The following is a 16,040-nucleotide window of genomic DNA, read 5'->3' on the forward strand; positions in this document are numbered from 1 at the left end:
GGCCGCACCAGCGCGAGGCCGCGATCGGGGCCCGCGCCGAGCAGGATCGCGAGCGCGATGCGCGCACTGTCGATCGCCTGCGCGGCGCGGGCCTGCTCGCGCGTCGCGGCCGCGACTTCACTTTCCGCCTGGCGCTGCTGCGCGACGTTGTCGATGCCTTTCGTGACGCGCTGGCGCGTGAGCGTGAGCGCTTCGTCGGCACGCTCGTATTCGGCTCGCGCGACGTCCTGCTGATCGAATGCGTACGCGAGATTCACGTAGGCGCGCGCAACGTTGACCGACAGCAGTACGCGTGCGGCCTGCGCATCGACCTGCGCGGCCCGCGCTTCGCCGAGCGCGGCTTCCCACGCGGCACGGCGGCCGCCCCACAGATCGAGATCCCAGCTCAGGCCGAGATTGATTTCACGCGTGTGGCTGAAGAAGCCGCCGCCCTCGCCCGACGAAAACTGGGTGCCGGACAGCCGCTCGGCCTTCGCGCTCGCGCGGCCGACGAGGTGCGGCAGCCGTGCGGCCCGCGCCTCGATCACCAGTGCCTGCGCTTCGCGTGCCCGCGCATCGGCGGTCGCGAGATCGGGGTTGCCGGCGAGTGCCTCGTCGATCAGCGCGCTCAGTTGCGCATCGTTCAGCGCGCGCCACCAGTCGGCGGCCGGCCAGTCGGCGGTCGGTGCGTGCGCGAGACTGCGCGATGCGGCGAGCGTATCGGCGCCGCGCAGCGTGCCGGCCGGTGCGAGCCCGTCGCGGCTCGCGCACGCGCCGAGCATGACGAGCGCCGCGGCGACGGCGATTCGCGACATGGCGCGCAGTGCGCCGGCATCGCGTGTCCAGGGAGCAAGTGCTGCATGCATCGCATTCCTCTGCTTCGTATCGGTTTGAACACGACACGCATTGTTGGACGCCCCCGGACAAAGCTGATAATGTTGTTTAGACAAAAAATAATGAATTCCGGCCATGCCCACCCGAGACACTTCTCCCCCGCGCACCGTGCAGCGCGCCGACTCCGATCCGAGCGAGCGCGAGGACGGCCCGTCGCTGATCGCCGTCTGGGGCGAGGACGACGGCAGCAACACCTACCGGCTCGGCACCCGCGAGGTCGACTGGCACAGCCATTTGCGCGGCCAGGTGTTCTGCGTGGAAAGCGGTTTCGCGCACGTGCGCACGCCGCATGGTTCGTGGCTGCTGCCGCCGCATCGCGCCGGCTGGATTCCGCCGGGCGAGCAGCACAAGGTCAGCATCAGCGGCGCGTTGAGCGGCTGGAGCGTCGTGATCGCACCGGCCGCGAGCCGGCGCATGCCGGATCAGCCGTGCGTGATCGCGATCACCGAGCTGATGCGCGCGCTCGTGCGGCGCGCGGTGTCGTGGGCCGACCAGGATCGGCTCGACATCGAGCAGGCGCGCATCAGCCTCGTGCTGCTCGACGAGATGCGCCGTGCGCCGCATGAGCCGCTGCACCTGCCGATGCCGCGCGACCGGCGGCTGCTGCGCATCGCGAACGCGATCCTCGGTCAGCCGCACGACAGCCGCACGCTCGAAGCGTGGGCCGAATGGGCCGGGCTGTCCGCCCGCACGCTGAGCCGGCTGTTCGTCGCGGAAACCGGCACGAGCTTCGCGCAATGGCGTCAGCAGGCGCGCCTGACGCACGCACTCGAACGCCTCGCGAGCGGCGACAGTGTCGCCAACATCGCCGACGCGCTGGGCTATGCGACGCCGAGCAACTTCATCGCGATGTTCCGCCGCGCGTTCGGCGATTCGCCCGCGCATTACTTCGCGAAGCGCCGGCAACCGTAGCGCAGTGCGGTTTTGCCCCGCCCCTATCACCCCTGCCAGTACAGCACCCGCATCGACGTCGCTATAGTTGACTCGTGACCGACCGGTCGGTCGCTCAATGTGACTTGTGGAGAGTGTCGATGTCGAATGCCGTTGGGTCGGACCACACGCCGATCGTCTCCGAGCAACAGCTCGCCGATCATCTGGCCGCCGGCTGCAAGCCGGCCGCGCAATTCCGGATCGGGACCGAGCACGAGAAGTTCGTCGTCGCGCGTGCGACGCACGCGGCCGTGCCTTACGACGGGCCCTCGGGGATCGCCGCGGTGCTCGCGCGGCTGCAAGGCGACGGGACGCCGATCGTCGATGCCGGACGGATCGTGGGCGTGATCCAGCGCGACGGCGCCGCGATCTCGCTCGAGCCGGCCGGCCAGCTCGAACTGTCGGGCGCGCCGCTCGATACGCTGCACGACACGCATGCCGAACTCCATGCGCACCTTGCCGCGGCCCGCGACGCGTGCGAGCCGCTCGGCCTGCGTTGCGCGCCGCTGGGTTTTCACCCTCACCTGGCGCGTGCGGCGCTGCCGTGGATGCCGAAACAGCGTTACGCGATCATGCAGCGCTATATGCCGCGCGTCGGCACGCGCGGGCTCGACATGATGCAGCGCACCTGCACCGTGCAGGTCAACCTCGATTTCGCGTCGGAAAGCGACATGGCGCGCAAGATGCGCGTGTCGCTCGCGCTGCAGCCCGTTGCCACCGCGCTGTTCGCGAATTCGCCGTTCGCGGAGGGCCGGCCGACCGGCCTGCTGTCGACGCGCGCACACACGTGGCTCGACACCGACGAGGATCGCTGCGGGGCGCCGGCGCTGTTCCTGTCGCGCAGCTTCGGTTTCGAGCGCTACGTGAGCTGGCTGCTCGACAACGTGCCGATGTACTTCGTGCGGCGCGGCGACCGCTACACGGATGCGACGGGATGGACGTTCCGCGATTTCATGCGACGCCGCATTCCGCACCTCGAGGGCGACACGCCGACGCTCGGCGATTTCGCCGACCATCTGACGACGGTCTTCACCGAAGTGCGGCTCAAGCGCTATCTCGAGATGCGCGGCGCCGATGCGGGCTCGCCCGCGATGATGGTCGCGCTGTCCGCGTTCTGGACCGGCCTGCTGTACGATCCGGCCGCGCTGTCGGAGGCCGAGACGCTGGCCGCCGTGATCGACCGCGGCGCATTGCTGACCTTGCGTCGCGACGTGCCGCGTTTCGGGCTGGGCGCATCGGTCGACGGCCGCTCGTTGCGCGCATTCGCGGCCGATGCGCTGGCGATCGCGCATCGCGGCCTGCGCGCGCGGGCACGCAGGGACGCGGCCGGTCGCGACGAATCCGTGTATCTCGCGCCGCTCGACGAGATCGTCGCCGGTGCGCCGACCCAGGCCGAGCATTGGCTCGCCCGCTATCGCGACGCGTGGGCCGGCGACGCGACACGGATCTACGACGAAGCCGCAATCTGACTCCGCCGCGCCGGGCCGCTCACGCGCAGCACGCGAGCAGCGGCTCGTGCGCGAACTCGAGGTCCGGCGCCGGCGCATGGCCGCGCCGGCGCGCGCGCACCGCGTAGGCGAGCGTCTCGAGGAGCTGCGTGGTATCGGCGAACGACAGGCACGCATCGGTGATGCTCTGCCCGTAGCGCAGCGGCATGCCGGGCACGAGATCCTGGCGCCCTTCGATCAGGTTCGACTCGATCAGCACGCCGACGATGCGCGTGTCGCCGGCCGCGACCTGCGCGGCGACGGCCGTGCCGACGCCCAGTTGATTGCGGAACTGGCGGCGGCTGTTGCCGTGGCTGACGTCGATCATCACGCGCGGGGCGCATTTCGCGGCCACCATGCGCTCGCATGCGGCATTCACGGCTGCCGCGTCGAAATTCGGTTCGCGCCCGCCGCGCAGCACGACATGCGTGTGCGGATTGCCGGGCGACGCTGTCGCACATAGCCGCCCGCCCGCATCGACCGACAGGAAGCGATGCGCTCGCGCGGCCGCGCACATCGCATCGACCGCCACCTGGACGTTGCCGTCGGTGCCGTTCTTGAAGCCGATCGGGATCGGCAGCGACGACGCCAGTTCGCGATGCACCTGCGATTCCACCGTGCGCGCGCCGATTGCTCCCCATGCGACCAGGTCGGCCAGATAGCGCGGCGACAGTGGATCGAGAAATTCGGTCGCCGCCGGCATCTCCGCCCCGTTGATGTCGCACAGCAGCGCGCGAGCCGTATGCAGCCCCGCGTCGATCCGTTCGCTGCCGTCGAGCAGCGGATCGTTGATGAGCCCTTTCCAGCCGACCGTCGTGCGCGGCTTTTCGAAGTACACGCGCATCACGATTTCCAGCTCGTCCGCGAATCGCGCGCGTTGCAGCGCGAGCCGCGCCGCATAGTCGCGCGCCGCGGCCGGGTCGTGCACCGAGCACGGACCGGCGATGACCACGAGACGGTCGTCCGTGCCGTTCAACACGTCGACGATCGCGTGGCGAGCCAGATGAACCGTACGCGACGCGTGCAACGCAGGCTGCAGCGCGCCGGCCAGATCCGCGGGGGACGGCAAGTGCAGCACGGCGTCACGGTGCGTCGTCCAGGTATTCGCATGCATGGGGACTGCCCTCCTGTCGATAATTCGGTGGATTTTTTACTACAGCGCGACTGTATTGAATGGCTCTTTATGGGCGCAACTAACATATTTACCAGTTTCTAATTCATAACCTTATGAATGACAGAGATAAGCGAGATTCCCGGAAATTGACGCTTCGGCTCAGCCTTTTTTGAGATGTTTGGCAGGGTGGAATTTCCATTTTCAACCGGGAACTCGGGATTCCGTGCTCGGGCTGAGGTTGTGGAGTACGTGGCGCATCCAGGCGGATCGCTATTCGTTCTGATAGTGGCGTGCCGATAGGCGTTCGATTAATTTTTCAAATTCCTGACGGGCCAATCAGGAACAAATATATAAATCAACCCAGTCATTGCGGAGAATCACCATGTCGAAGCGTCATTATGAAACGCCCATTCACGTCAAGTATCGCGATACGGATTCGATGGGGCATGTGAGCAGTCCCGTCTATTACGACTATCTGCAGCATTCGTACCTCAGCTACATGTTCGATCTCCTCGGCCTGCCGCGGAGCGAGAAGCTGCCGCACATCATGGTGAAGACGCAGTGCGAGTACCTCGCACCGGCGCAATTCGGCGACAACCTGACGATCCGGTCGAGCATCGTGCGTTTCGGCAGCAAGAGCTTCGATCTCGAACACCTGATGGAGCGCGACGACCAGACCATCGTCGCGCGCGGCATGTCGACGCACGTGATGTTCGATTACGCGAACAACACGACGCAGACCGTGCCCGACGAGTTCAAGGCACGCGTGCTCGAATTCCAGGGTTCGCTGTGATGCGCGCGCGCCATGTCGGGGGCGGCACGTGAGCGCCGGGGTGGCGCGCGCCCGGCGCCGGGTCGGTGCGATCGTCGAGCGTCGCGACGATCGCGCGCTCGTCATCGTCCGGCAGGCCGCGCAGGCGTTGCTCGAGCCGGCCGCGCTCGAGCGGCACCGCGCGCTCGTCGACCGTCACGAGGACGAACTCGAGGTGCTGCTGCAGCCATGCGGGGGCGCGCACGACGGCGTGCGGCCGCTGCTCGGGCGGTTGCGGGATGCCGGCGTGACTGTCGCGCTCGACGCGGCGACGCTCGCTCACGACGCGTCGCTGCTCGAGTTCGCGAGCTGGGTCACGCAGTGCGCGACGCCTGGCGACACGGCGGCGCCGGGCGATGACGCAACCGTGCCGGGCGGCGGGCTGTTCTGCGGCCTGGTCGTGCGATGGCGCGACCTGCGCAACGGATGGCGGCGGCCCGAGCACGACGAGGCGCCCGAGCGCACACCGCAAACCATCGCGGCGGATGCGGCCGAGCACATTGCGGCGGGCGATCCGGACGGGCAGGTGCTCGGCGCGCTGCTCGATGCCGACGACGCAACCACCGGCGCGGCGCTCGACACCCTTTCGGACGCGGTGCGCGCGCGGCGGATCTGTGCAGCGACGCGGGCCGGCTGGCCGCTCGCGCGGCGCCTGTGAGCACCGTCGTCGCGGCGGCCGACGCGTGCGCCCTGCCCGCCCGCGCATTCCTGGTCGGCATGATGGGCGCAGGCAAGTCGACGCTCGGCCGCGCGCTCGCGGCGTCGCTCGGCTGGACGTTTGTCGACAGCGACGACGAGATCGAGCGGCGCACCGGACGTTCGGTCGCCGCGCTGTTCGATCAGGTCGGCGAAAGCGGCTTTCGTTTGCTTGAAACGCACATCGTCGACGAACTGACGCAGCGCCCGAACGTCGTCATGGCGACCGGCGGGGGCGCGGTACTGAATCCGCGCAACCGCGCGCGCCTGAACGAGCGCGGCTGCGTGATCTACCTGCATGCGGACCCGGACGCGCTGTGGCACCGCACGCGCGACGACACGCGCCGACCGCTGCTGCGGGTGGCCGACCCGCGGCAAACGCTCGCCGCGTTGTACCGCTTGCGCGACCCGCTGTATCGCGAATGCGCGCATGCGCTCGTCGATACGACTTCGCAAGGTGTCGCGCGCGCGACGGCCGATGTGTTGACGGTGCTGCTGGCGCGGATCAATGCGCCGGATTGAGGGCGTGCACGACGAATGTTTGCTTCCCTGCCCCCGGTTCGACCTGCGAGAAGCATGAGGGCGGTCAGGACGACGGACATCAGACGCGTTTTTGAATCGGCGAGTTTTGGTTCTCAATCGTGCTGTTGTGATAAGAAAAGTTATCCAGACGTCATCGTTGTGTTATCCAACTGCGTGTTCCGCGGCAGACGAATCGGCTCATCACGCCGTACGAAAATCGGTCACCTTCGGTGAGGTGTCGCCACGCTTGAACATGCGCGCAGCGCATCGAGGCGCTTGAGTGCGGCGTCGAGCGCCGATTGGGCGGGCAGCCGCCGCAGTGGTGGCGCATGGCAGTTCAGCCGCGAATATCGTGGGCATTTCGGCTGACATGACAGTGAAGCGGCCTCGTGCAGCCGGGCGACGCTGCGCCTCGGTCCCCGGCCTTTGACCGCCTACTCCACGCCTCCACGTCCCGACGGGCCATCCTGACCGCAGTCCCCCACCCCTCCCCGCATTTGTTCCCCCGACGCAAGACTGTTGCTCCGCGGTGGGTATTCGAGATCGCAGCCGGCGCGCCTACAGTTCGCCCATCGGATTCACGGATCCGGTCGGCACCGAAGCCGAGAACCCTTCACCCATCGAGGCAAATCATGAGCGCATCCAAAGTCATCATCGTCACCGGCGCATCGCAAGGCATCGGCGCGGCAACGGTCGACGCATTCCGGGCCCGCGGCCATCGCGTCGTCGCAACGTCACGTTCGATCGGGCCGTCGAACGATCCCGACCTCGTCACCGTCGCGGGCGACATCGGCGACGCGGCCGTCGCACGGCGCGTGGTCGACGCCGCCATCGAACGCTTCGGCCGCGTCGACACGCTCGTCAACAACGCGGGCATCTTCATCGCGAAGCCGTTCACGCAGTACACCGCGGACGACTATACGCAGATCACGAACGTCAACCTGAGCGGCTTCTTCCACGTCACGCAGCATGCGATCGCCGCGATGCAGAAACACGGCAGCGGCCACGTGGTCAGCATCACGACGAGCCTGATCGATCACGCGAACAGCAACGTGCCGTCGGTGCTCGCGTCGCTGACGAAAGGCGGATTGAATGCGGCGACGAAGTCGCTCGCGATCGAGTATGCGAAGGCCGGCATTCGCGTGAACGCGGTGTCGCCCGGGATCATCAAGTCGCCGATGCACGCGCCCGAAACGCACGCGACGCTCGCGTCGCTGCATCCGGTCGGCCGCATGGGCGAAATGAGCGACATCGTCGACGCGATCCTGTACCTGGACTCGGCACCGTTCGTCACGGGCGAGATCCTGCATGTCGACGGCGGCCAGAGCGCCGGGCATTGAGCCGCGGCGTCAAAACCGCGAGCCGGCGCGCCTAGCGCGATGCGCCGGCTCGTTTGGTGCGTTTCTCGGCCGGCCGCCCGGCCGGCTGCGTGGCCGGCGCGCGCGCCAGATGCTCGACGAGAAAGTCGACGAACACGCGCACGCGCGACGACAAAAAGCGCGCATGCGGATACAGCAGCATGAACGGCAGCGACCGCCCTCCGAGGCCGGGCAGCACTTCCACGAGCGTGCCGGCCCGCAGATCCTGCTCGACGACGAAGCGATAGGTCTGGAACAGGCCCGCGCCGCTGCGCGCGAGCGTCACACCGGCAAGGTAGTCGCCCGATGTACCGTAACTGCCGGTCGTCGCGACGTCGATCCCCTCCGATCCATCGTTGAACAGCCACGGAATCGTCCGCCCGCTGCTCGGCAGCTCGAACTGGATGCATTCGTGCGCATGCAGGTCGTCGACGGCGGTCGGCATGCCCGCGCGCTTCAGGTAGCCGGGCGTCGCGACGATCACGAGTTCGGCATCCTCCAGCTTGCGTGCGATCAGGTTCGAATCGGCCGGCGCGCGGCCGCGGATCGCGAGGTCGTAGCCTTCCTCGGCGAAGTCGATGTTGCGGTTGCTCAGGTGGGTGTCGACGCGCACGTCCGGATAGCGCTCGCGAAACGCCGGCAGCAGCGGCAGCACGCGATAGTGCCCGTACGGTGTCGGCATGCTGATCCGCAGCACGCCGGCGGGCGTCGCCTGCTGGCCGGTCGCCTCGCGCTCCGCGTCGACGAGTTGCGACAGCGCGTCGCGACATTGCTCGAAATAGCGGCGGCCGGAATCGGTCAGGCGGATCTGGCGTGTCGTGCGCACGAACAGCCGCACGCCGAGACGCGCCTCGAGCCGCGCGACCGACCGGCTGACCGCGGCCGGCGTGACGCTCGCCGCGTTCGCCGCCAGCGTGAAGCTGCCGAGTTCGGCGGCGAGGCAGAACAGCTCGATGCTGCCCAGCAGCAGATCGTCGAATTGTCGTTGCATGAGGCGATTCCTGCCGTCTCCGGCGCGTGGCGCGCGATGACGCCGAGTGTGCATGAATCTCGCGCGAGAAACCAGCGGACGCGCACGGCGTGATTCGTTACACCGCGTCGTGAATCAATTGCGCTGCTGACATTTACCGGTTTCGGCCGCATGACTACAGTGACTCACAGGCAGCGCCGATCGCCCGAACCCTTTTCCCGCAAGGAGCACGACATGACCGTCGAACAGAAACTGGCCGAACTCGGCCTCGCGTTACCCGAGCCGCCGAACCCGCTCGGCAGCTATACGGCCGTCAGCGAAGCCGGCAACCTGCTGTTCGTCTCGGGACAACTGCCGCTGGTCGACGGCAAGGTCGCTTATACGGGCCGCGTCGGCGAACAGTTGAGCGTCGACGACGGCAAGCATGCCGCCCGGCTCGCGGCGCTGAACGTGCTCGCGCAGATCCGCCGGCACCTGGGCGGGTTCGAGCGCCTGCGCAAGATCGTGCGCGTCGAGGGACACGTGAGTTCGGCTGACGGCTTTGTCGGGCAGCCGGCCGTGATCGACGGCGCGTCGGACCTGTTCGCCGCGGTACTGGGCGGCAAGGCGGGCCACGCACGCTCGGCTTTCTCCCAACGCCAGTTGCCGGCCGACGCGGCCGTGATCCTCGTCGTGATCGCCGAGATCGACCCGGCCTGACCGATCGGCCGCCCTGCGGGGCGGCCAGCCACTCCTGGGCGTTTTCACCTGCCCTGCCCGGATGCGTCGCGCGTCGAATATCGGGGGCGGATCGCCCGAAAGCCTTGTCCGGCAAAGCTGTACACGTTCCAGATACATTGAAATACAAAATATCGCATGCGATTTAATCGAATGCGCTTGACGGAGAGAGTCGTCTCGACGAAACTCCATCGCATGCGATCGAATCGCATCTGAAACAAACCACCCAACTGACGGAGCAAATGATGAGCAAGATCGAAAAAGTGCTGTACACGGGCAAGACGCATACGACTTCGGGCGGCCGCGACGGCTCGGCGCGCAGTGCCGACGGCCGCCTCGACATCCAGTTGTCGTCGCCGGGCAGCGCCGGCACCGGCACCAACCCGGAACAACTGTTCGCGGCCGGCTGGTCGGCCTGCTTCATCGGCGCGATGCAGCTTGCGGCGCGTGCCGCGAAGGTGACGCTGCCGGCCGATCTCGCGGTCGACGCCGAAGTGGATCTCGGCACCGCCGGCAACGCGTACTTCCTGCAAGCCCGGCTGAACGTGAGCGTGCCGGGGCTCGATCGCGACGTCGCGCAGCGCATCGTCGATGCGGCGCACCAGACCTGCCCGTATTCGAAGGCGACGCGCGGCAACATCGACGTCGACATCCGTATCGCTTGAACGATGCACCAGGCGGCCTGGCGCCGCCTTGCCGAATGCCCTGTTTCTTTTCTTTCTTTTTGAGGTGAATGATGAAAACCCAATTGATCGCCGCCCTTCTCGTCGCTGTTTCGGCCACGGTTGCCGCACCGGCGTTCTCCAGCGAATCCACCGTGACGCGTGCGCAGGTGCGCGCCGAGCTCGCGCAGTTGCAACAGGCCGGCTACCCGCTGAATCGCGCGACCGACGCCACCTATCCGAATGATCTCCAGGCTGCCCTCACGCAGATCCGTGGAGCCGATGCGGTTGCCGGCAACGAGCAGGCGTCCGGCTACGGCAGCAACGGCGAGGCGGTAACGCAATCGGGCCGCCGGCATGCGGTCAGCGTGGCCGACCGCTCGGTGTATTTCGGTCATTGAGCGCGACGCATCGTCGATACGCGAACCCTGAATGTCTTCTATTTCTCTTCTGTCGAGGTAAATGATGAAAACGCAATTGATCGCCGCCCTTCTCGTGGCCGTTTCCGCATCCGCTGCCGCACCGGCGTTCGCCGATGCAGCCGCCGTGTCCCGCGCGCAGGTGCGTGCCGAGCTCGTCCAGCTCGAACAGGCCGGCTATCGGCCGGGCCGCGCGAACGATCCGCACTACCCGGACGATCTGCAGGCCGCACTGACGCGCATTCACGCGAACGACACCGCCGTGGCCGAGGCAGCGACGTCCGGTTACGGCGGCGATGCCGTCGCCGCGACGCAGTCGGGCAGCCGGCCCGCGACGCGGATCGCCGAGCGCTCGATCTACTTCGGTCATTGAACGAAACCGCGCACGGCGCCGATGGCCGGCGCACGACACGCAACCCCTGAATTCCATTTTCTTGTCGAGGTAAATGATGAAGACCCAACTGATCGCTGCCCTTCTCGTTGCCGTGTCGGCTGCCGTTGCCGCGCCGGCGTTTGCGGGTGACGGCACCGTGACGCGCTCGCAAGTGCGTGCGGAACTGGCCGCGCTGCAGAAGGCCGGCTACCTGCCGAACCGGCCCAACGACCCGAACTATCCGGACAATCTCCAGGCTGCGCTGCGCCGGGTTCACGACAACACTGCAGTCGCGGCCGATTCGCAGGTGTCCGGTTACGGCAGCGACGCCGGCAGTGCGACGCAGTCGGGCAGCCGCAGCGCGGTTCGCACGGCCGAGCGGTCGATCTACTTCGGCCATTGAGCATGGCGCGTCGGAATCGTCGCGCAAGGCCGGGCAACGTGTGGGAAACGGGGGCGCGCGAGCACGGTGCGTTCCTCGTCGGCCTGCGATGGAACGTAGCGTTGCAATTGGACATGCCCTGCGCGTTTGCATCCGCTCGGGATTCGATAGCGTGCGGTGCCAACGCCGATAGCGGTTTTCGCGACCAGCGGCCGGCCAGACCGCAACCCATACCCGAACGCGTTCACGATGATGGGCGTCCATCCGCCGATGGACCGACGCCGCTCGAATGGCGTGATGGCGCATGGGGAAACCGGGTGATATCGATGCCGCGCAAAGTGGTTGCCTCCGCAATCACATCGAGCTGCGGCCGTGCTCCGGGCCACGGATGTCGGGCCCTGTCGATCCGGCGTTCGAAGCGATACACGATGGCGGGCGGGAAGTTCATCCACGCGACGCCGACCCGGACGGCACGAATACGCATGGCCTCCAGATAGCGCGCCGGAATCGGGCAGCGCGGCACGTAGGTGAACTGGTAGAACGCGCCATCGGCCGCCAGATGACGCGCGAACGCGCCGTGAACGATCGCGACGGCCTGTTCGACCGGCATCGCGACGAGCGGCAGCCCGCTCACGATCGCATCCGCGCGCGCCCCGCCGAAGAAATCCCCTGTCATGCCGAGCTGCGCCGCATCCATCTGCATGATCCGCAACGCGGGAAACCGATGTCGCAACGCGTCCGCGAAAGCCGGATCGGCTTCCACCAGCACGAGCCGGTCGCTCGCGACGCCGCGCGCGAGCAGCGCCCGCGTGAACACGCCGGTGCCCGCACCGAGTTCGATCACGGCGGCGCCGTCGCGCGGGATATCGGCGGTGATCAGTGCGGCGAGCGCGGGGCCGGATGGCGCGAGCGCGCCGACCCGGCGCGGATTGCGCATCCAGGTACGCAGGAACAGCATCCATTCAGGGATTCGCATCGACAGGCTCCAGGCGGGATCGATCGGTCAACGACATGTCGGGCTAGGCGGCCGCTTGCGCGGCCAGGTAGCCGGCCGTGATGAACAGCGTGTTCCAGAGCGCGATGCCGGCCGCGGCGCCGGACGCGAATCGCGCGAAACTCGTTTCCAGCAAGCCGGCGAGCGGCGGCGCGACGAGCCGGACGAACGGCACCAGTTGCGACCAGAGTGCGAGCCGCGTGGGCCGCGCGCGGATGCCGTCGATCAGCGCGTCCATTCGTGCGGGCTGCAGCCTGCCCAGCGGCGCGACGCGGCGCAGCAGGGCCAGCACGCTGTCTTCCGGCCACAGGTTGCCGAGCGCGTAATGCAACAGGCAGCCTGCGAAGCTGCCGAGCGCCGTGACGACGATGGCTTCCGGCAGTGTCCATGCGCCCTGCGCGCTGGCGACGCCGATCATCGTGAGGAGCACGTGGGACGGCAGCACCGGAATCAGCCGCTCGATCAGCGACAGGCCGACGAGGCAGGCGATGCTGTTGGCGCCGGCCACGCTGAGCGCGAGGCCGAACGGGACGAGCGTGGCGAGCTGGTTCATCGCGCCGCTCCCGCGCGGCGGGCGCGCAACGCGCACAACGCGCGCGACCTTCCATGCCAGAATGGCCCGCACCCGAACGGCGCGCAGGTGGAGCCTCGCGCCGCATTGCATTGCAGCAACGGAATTGAAGGACGTGACACGGTCATTGCGGGCCTCCCGATAAAACGCCGGATGCATTGCACCGGCAATGCGGCGAATGGCACGCATCGTGGCCCCCGGGCTTTAAGAAGTTTTTAATCGCGGTCGGTCAGGCTGGCGACCTCGACAGTCGAGGAGCGAAACCGATGGATATCCTGCTGGTGGAAGACGATGTCATGCTGGCCGACGCCGTTTGCGCGGGCCTCAGGCAGAACGGCTGGCGCGCGGACTGGTCGGCCGACGTGCCGGCCGCGCGGCTCGCGCTCGTCGGCCACGACTACGACGCGGTGCTGCTCGACCTGCAACTGCCAGGCGCGTCCGGTTTCACGCTGCTTGCCGCGATGCGCGCGAACTACGACCCGACGCCGGTATTGATCGTGACCGCGCGCGATCAGCTGAGCGACCGGATCCGCGGCCTCGACGCAGGCGCCGACGACTATCTCGTGAAGCCGTTCCAGCTCGACGAGCTCTATGCACGGCTACGCGCGCTGACGCGCCGCAGCCAGGGCCGCGTATCGGAGCGTCTGGTCTACCGCGACGTGCACGTCGATCCGGCGCGCAAGGAAGTCACGCGCGCCGGCGAACCGGTTCCGCTCAGCATCCACGAGTACCGCACGCTGCTCGCGCTGATGGAGCGGCAAGGCCGCGTCGTCACGCGCACGCAGCTCGAAGCGCGCGTCTACGGCAACGACAGCGAAATCGAAAGCAACACGATCGCGGTCTACATCCATCAACTTCGGCGCAAGCTCGGCGACGAGCTGATCGTGACGGTGCACGGCTTCGGCTATCGCGTCGGGGAGCGCCCCGCATGAAGTCGCTACGCATGCGCCTGCTCGCGACCGTGATGGCGGCGGTCGTCGTGTTCTGGGCGAGCTGGGGGGCGTTTCTCGGCATCGGCCTGTGGCGCGAACAGCGCGGCTGGCGCGACGGCATGCTCGAGAGCGCCGCGCAACTGCTGCTCCTGTCGTTGCCGGATACGATCGATCGCCTGCCCGAAGCTAACGCCCAGGCGGTGGTGCCGGACACCGCATATGGCAAATACGACGTCGCATTCCAGATCTGGGTCGATGGCCGCAACGTGATGCACAGCGCGGATGCACCGGGGCCGGCGCTCAAGGCGGACCTGCGGGACGGATATGGGGTGAGCACCGGTCGCGGCGCCGCGCACGACGAGACCTGGCGGGTCTATTCGCTGTCGGATTCGGCGGGCCGGATTCACGTTCAGACGGGCGGCCCGGCCACGACCTGGCAGGAGAAGGCGAGCAATGCGCTGCAACTCGGCCTGTTCAATACGGTGGTGATGCTCGGGATGCTGGGCGTCGTGATCTGGTGGGTGATCCGCTGGTCGTTCGGGCCGGTGCGCGAGGTCCAGCGAGCGATCCAGCACAAGGCCGCGTTCGATTTCTCGCCGCTGCCGCTGGTGACGCTGCCGCGTGAACTCCGCCCGCTCGTCGAGTCGTTCAACCGCCTGCTCGCGCGGCTGAGTCAGGCCGTCGACACCGAACGCCGCTTCATCGGCGATGCCGCGCACGAGTTGCGCACGCCGCTGGCGGCGTTGTCGGCCCAGGCGGAAGTCGCGTTGCAGGCGGACAGTCTGGCGGAGAAGAACGAAGCACTGCGTCGGCTCGCAACGGGCGTCGAACGCAGCGCGCGGCTCTCCGGGCAATTGCTCGAACTGGCGCGGCTGGATGCCGGGTCGCGCGTCGACCAGCACGGGCCGGTAGACCTGTCGCGGCTCGTTGCGCTGATCGCGAGCGACTTCGACGCGGCCGCGCATGCACGCCGACAGACGGTGCGGGTCGCGGTCGAACCGGTGCGCGTCTGGGGCGATCTGGACGAGATCGCGATTGCGGTGCGCAACCTGATCGACAACGCGCTGCGTTACGGCCGTGACGGCGGGCAGGTCGAGATCACGTGCGACGTCCCTGCCGATGCGGGCGGGACGCGGGTCAGGCTGCGGATCGCGGACGATGGGCCCGGCGTGCCGATGCACGAGCGCGAGCGGATTTTCGAACGCTTTTATCGCGTACCGGGGACGGTGCAGCCGGGCAGCGGTATCGGCCTGTCGCTGGTCGCGCGAATCGCCGCGTCTCACGGCGAGTCGGTCGAGGTGACGGCCGGAATCGGGGGACATGGGCTGGCGGTGGTCCTGTCGTTCCCGATATGGGTGGATCCGGCGCGCTGGCAGCGGTAGCGCGGGCCGCGGCAAGTCGCGCTGTGCGGGCCGCGCCCTGCCCGCCCGATCCCGGTCTATCCTGTGCCGTCGAAACCTTCAACCGAGGAGCAGCCGATGACCGATGCAACGACCGGAACCGCGCCAGGCAGTGCGCACCCGCTCGACCAGGTGGTGTGGAACGCGCTGGCGGGCAGGCAGCGCCGCTTTGCGGTCGGCCACGACCGTGCATGGCGGTTCCCGGCGGCCATCGCGCCGTTTGCCGCGATCGAGGACGCGAGCTCGGCATCCTTCGACGCGTTGCGCGCGCTGATCGCCGCACACGGGCCGGCGGCGCTGGTCACGCCGGACGAGATCGGGCCGCCGGCGGGATTGTCGGTGATCCGGCGCGCGAACCTGTTGCAGATGGTCTGGCAACGGACGCGCGACCCGGCGCCTGAATCGGGTTACGTCACGCTCGCCGAAGCCGACGTGCCGGACATGCTCGCGCTGACCACGGCCGCCCAGCCCGGCCCGTTCGGCCCGCGCACGTTCGAGCTTGGCCATTACATCGGCATTCGCAGCGAAGGCAGGCTGGCCGCGATGGCCGGCCAGCGGATGCAGGTCGACGGGTATACGGAGATCAGCGCCGTCTGCGTGGACGCCGCGTTCCGGCGGCAAGGGCTCGCGGCGCGCCTGATGCGAGCGTTGATTGCGGAGATCGATGCGCGCTCGGATACGCCTTTCCTGCACGTCCTCACGTCGAACCAGGTGGCGATCGAGCGCTATCTCGCCCTCGGTTTCGTCGTCCGCCGCGAGATGAACCTGCTGGTGCTGGGCGACGGGCACGCATGACGACGCGGCCGGCACGATGCACGTGCCGGCCGCA

19 protein-coding genes are annotated in these 16,040 nt (G+C 67.9%); 14 read left to right on the top strand and 5 right to left on the bottom strand.

Annotated elements, in window-relative coordinates; genetic code table 11:
• The coding region (locus F3J15_RS22500) for a TolC family protein (RefSeq protein WP_240161528.1) at positions 1-794 on the bottom strand (794 nt) is incomplete at its 3' end.
• Positions 795-948: 154 nt separating this feature from the next.
• On the opposite strand from F3J15_RS22500, the gene F3J15_RS22505 reads away from it, so the two are divergent.
• Together F3J15_RS22505 and F3J15_RS22510 are read left to right on the top strand one after the other, a co-directional pair.
• The gene (locus F3J15_RS22505; protein WP_166894137.1) at positions 949-1,785 is read left to right on the top strand and encodes a helix-turn-helix transcriptional regulator; all 837 of its coding nucleotides are present in this window, start codon (positions 949-951) and stop codon (positions 1,783-1,785) included.
• A gap of 119 nt (positions 1,786-1,904) precedes the next feature.
• Positions 1,905-3,272, top strand: coding sequence for a glutamate--cysteine ligase (locus tag F3J15_RS22510; protein WP_166894139.1), 1,368 nt, complete (start codon positions 1,905-1,907; stop codon positions 3,270-3,272).
• Positions 3,273-3,291: 19 nt separating this feature from the next.
• Here F3J15_RS22510 and F3J15_RS22515 read toward each other — a convergent pair whose 3' ends face one another.
• A complete protein-coding gene (locus F3J15_RS22515) occupies positions 3,292-4,404 on the bottom strand; it encodes a 3-deoxy-7-phosphoheptulonate synthase (RefSeq protein WP_166894141.1) in 1,113 nt (370 codons plus the stop codon).
• Between the two features lie 382 nt (positions 4,405-4,786).
• On the opposite strand from F3J15_RS22515, the gene F3J15_RS22520 reads away from it, so the two are divergent.
• The 4 genes from F3J15_RS22520 to F3J15_RS22535 all read left to right on the top strand — a co-directional run bounded on the left by F3J15_RS22520 (position 4,787) and on the right by F3J15_RS22535 (position 7,773).
• Positions 4,787-5,197, top strand: a complete 411-nt coding sequence (locus F3J15_RS22520) for an acyl-CoA thioesterase (RefSeq protein WP_166894143.1) — start codon at positions 4,787-4,789, stop codon at positions 5,195-5,197.
• A gap of 28 nt (positions 5,198-5,225) precedes the next feature.
• Entirely contained in the window at positions 5,226-5,873 is a 648-nt protein-coding gene (locus F3J15_RS22525) for a hypothetical protein (protein ID WP_166894145.1), read from the top strand.
• The gene (locus F3J15_RS22530) at positions 5,870-6,433 is read left to right on the top strand and encodes a shikimate kinase (RefSeq protein ID WP_345891963.1); all 564 of its coding nucleotides are present in this window, start codon (positions 5,870-5,872) and stop codon (positions 6,431-6,433) included. Before F3J15_RS22525 ends, F3J15_RS22530 begins: the two co-directional genes overlap by 4 nt.
• Positions 6,434-7,065: 632 nt before the next feature.
• Complete coding sequence (locus F3J15_RS22535; RefSeq protein WP_166894147.1) at positions 7,066-7,773, top strand: SDR family NAD(P)-dependent oxidoreductase; 708 nt, start codon at positions 7,066-7,068, stop codon at positions 7,771-7,773.
• Positions 7,774-7,804: 31 nt separating this feature from the next.
• On the opposite strand, the gene F3J15_RS22540 is transcribed toward F3J15_RS22535, so the two are convergent.
• Positions 7,805-8,782 carry a LysR family transcriptional regulator gene (locus F3J15_RS22540; protein ID WP_166894149.1) on the bottom strand — a complete coding sequence of 326 codons (978 nt, stop codon included), beginning with the start codon at positions 8,780-8,782 and terminating at the stop codon, positions 7,805-7,807.
• Between the two features lie 213 nt (positions 8,783-8,995).
• Between F3J15_RS22540 and F3J15_RS22545 the strand changes: the two genes are divergently transcribed.
• From F3J15_RS22545 to F3J15_RS22565, 5 genes are all read left to right on the top strand, one after another.
• Positions 8,996-9,460, top strand: coding sequence for a RidA family protein (locus F3J15_RS22545; RefSeq protein ID WP_166894151.1), 465 nt, complete (start codon positions 8,996-8,998; stop codon positions 9,458-9,460).
• Between the two features lie 263 nt (positions 9,461-9,723).
• Positions 9,724-10,143: an organic hydroperoxide resistance protein gene (locus tag F3J15_RS22550; protein WP_089445673.1), complete on the top strand. Its 420-nt coding sequence runs from the start codon at positions 9,724-9,726 to the stop codon at positions 10,141-10,143.
• Positions 10,144-10,214: 71 nt separating this feature from the next.
• The gene (locus tag F3J15_RS22555) at positions 10,215-10,541 is read left to right on the top strand and encodes a DUF4148 domain-containing protein (protein ID WP_089445672.1); all 327 of its coding nucleotides are present in this window, start codon (positions 10,215-10,217) and stop codon (positions 10,539-10,541) included.
• 61 nt (positions 10,542-10,602) lie between these two features.
• Positions 10,603-10,932, top strand: a complete 330-nt coding sequence (locus F3J15_RS22560; protein ID WP_166894153.1) for a DUF4148 domain-containing protein — start codon at positions 10,603-10,605, stop codon at positions 10,930-10,932.
• 73 nt (positions 10,933-11,005) lie between these two features.
• Complete coding sequence (locus F3J15_RS22565; protein WP_166894155.1) at positions 11,006-11,335, top strand: DUF4148 domain-containing protein; 330 nt, start codon at positions 11,006-11,008, stop codon at positions 11,333-11,335.
• 223 nt (positions 11,336-11,558) lie between these two features.
• Here the strand turns inward: F3J15_RS22565 and F3J15_RS22570 are convergent, their stop codons facing one another.
• On the bottom strand, positions 11,559-12,290 hold the full coding sequence (locus tag F3J15_RS22570; protein WP_166894157.1) for a methyltransferase domain-containing protein: 732 nt from the start codon (positions 12,288-12,290) through the stop codon (positions 11,559-11,561).
• 43 nt (positions 12,291-12,333) lie between these two features.
• Positions 12,334-12,861 (bottom strand): VTT domain-containing protein, encoded by a 528-nt coding sequence (locus F3J15_RS22575; RefSeq protein ID WP_089446079.1) that lies wholly within the window; start codon positions 12,859-12,861, stop codon positions 12,334-12,336.
• 284 nt (positions 12,862-13,145) lie between these two features.
• Between F3J15_RS22575 and F3J15_RS22580 the strand changes: the two genes are divergently transcribed.
• The 3 genes from F3J15_RS22580 (at position 13,146) to F3J15_RS22590 (ending at position 16,006) form a co-directional block, all read left to right on the top strand.
• A complete protein-coding gene (locus tag F3J15_RS22580) occupies positions 13,146-13,811 on the top strand; it encodes a response regulator transcription factor (protein WP_089445669.1) in 666 nt (221 codons plus the stop codon).
• The gene (locus tag F3J15_RS22585; RefSeq protein ID WP_166894159.1) at positions 13,808-15,193 is read left to right on the top strand and encodes an ATP-binding protein; all 1,386 of its coding nucleotides are present in this window, start codon (positions 13,808-13,810) and stop codon (positions 15,191-15,193) included. The genes F3J15_RS22580 and F3J15_RS22585 overlap by 4 nt, the downstream gene beginning before the upstream one ends.
• Positions 15,194-15,289: 96 nt before the next feature.
• Positions 15,290-16,006: a GNAT family N-acetyltransferase gene (locus F3J15_RS22590; protein ID WP_166894161.1), complete on the top strand. Its 717-nt coding sequence runs from the start codon at positions 15,290-15,292 to the stop codon at positions 16,004-16,006.
• Positions 16,007-16,040: the final 34 nt, after the last annotated feature.

Origin of the sequence: Burkholderia sp. Ap-955 (assembly GCF_011753045.1) — a bacterium.
Taxonomy (GTDB): Bacteria; Pseudomonadota; Gammaproteobacteria; order Burkholderiales; family Burkholderiaceae; genus Burkholderia; species Burkholderia lata_D.

Excerpts from the sequence above, each read along its gene's own strand:
- F3J15_RS22505 (WP_166894137.1), top strand. The coding sequence starts at position 949 with ATGCCCACCCGAGACACTTCTCCCCCGCGCACCGTGCAGCGCGCCGAC.
- F3J15_RS22510 (WP_166894139.1), top strand. The coding sequence starts at position 1,905 with ATGTCGAATGCCGTTGGGTCGGACCACACGCCGATCGTCTCCGAGCAA.
- F3J15_RS22515 (WP_166894141.1), bottom strand. The coding sequence starts at position 4,404 with ATGCATGCGAATACCTGGACGACGCACCGTGACGCCGTGCTGCACTTG.
- F3J15_RS22520 (WP_166894143.1), top strand. The coding sequence starts at position 4,787 with ATGTCGAAGCGTCATTATGAAACGCCCATTCACGTCAAGTATCGCGAT.
- F3J15_RS22535 (WP_166894147.1), top strand. The coding sequence starts at position 7,066 with ATGAGCGCATCCAAAGTCATCATCGTCACCGGCGCATCGCAAGGCATC.
- F3J15_RS22540 (WP_166894149.1), bottom strand. The coding sequence starts at position 8,782 with ATGCAACGACAATTCGACGATCTGCTGCTGGGCAGCATCGAGCTGTTC.
- F3J15_RS22545 (WP_166894151.1), top strand. The coding sequence starts at position 8,996 with ATGACCGTCGAACAGAAACTGGCCGAACTCGGCCTCGCGTTACCCGAG.
- F3J15_RS22550 (WP_089445673.1), top strand. The coding sequence starts at position 9,724 with ATGAGCAAGATCGAAAAAGTGCTGTACACGGGCAAGACGCATACGACT.
- F3J15_RS22555 (WP_089445672.1), top strand. The coding sequence starts at position 10,215 with ATGAAAACCCAATTGATCGCCGCCCTTCTCGTCGCTGTTTCGGCCACG.
- F3J15_RS22560 (WP_166894153.1), top strand. The coding sequence starts at position 10,603 with ATGATGAAAACGCAATTGATCGCCGCCCTTCTCGTGGCCGTTTCCGCA.
- F3J15_RS22565 (WP_166894155.1), top strand. The coding sequence starts at position 11,006 with ATGATGAAGACCCAACTGATCGCTGCCCTTCTCGTTGCCGTGTCGGCT.
- F3J15_RS22570 (WP_166894157.1), bottom strand. The coding sequence starts at position 12,290 with ATGCGAATCCCTGAATGGATGCTGTTCCTGCGTACCTGGATGCGCAAT.
- F3J15_RS22575 (WP_089446079.1), bottom strand. The coding sequence starts at position 12,861 with ATGAACCAGCTCGCCACGCTCGTCCCGTTCGGCCTCGCGCTCAGCGTG.
- F3J15_RS22580 (WP_089445669.1), top strand. The coding sequence starts at position 13,146 with ATGGATATCCTGCTGGTGGAAGACGATGTCATGCTGGCCGACGCCGTT.
- F3J15_RS22585 (WP_166894159.1), top strand. The coding sequence starts at position 13,808 with ATGAAGTCGCTACGCATGCGCCTGCTCGCGACCGTGATGGCGGCGGTC.
- F3J15_RS22590 (WP_166894161.1), top strand. The coding sequence starts at position 15,290 with ATGACCGATGCAACGACCGGAACCGCGCCAGGCAGTGCGCACCCGCTC.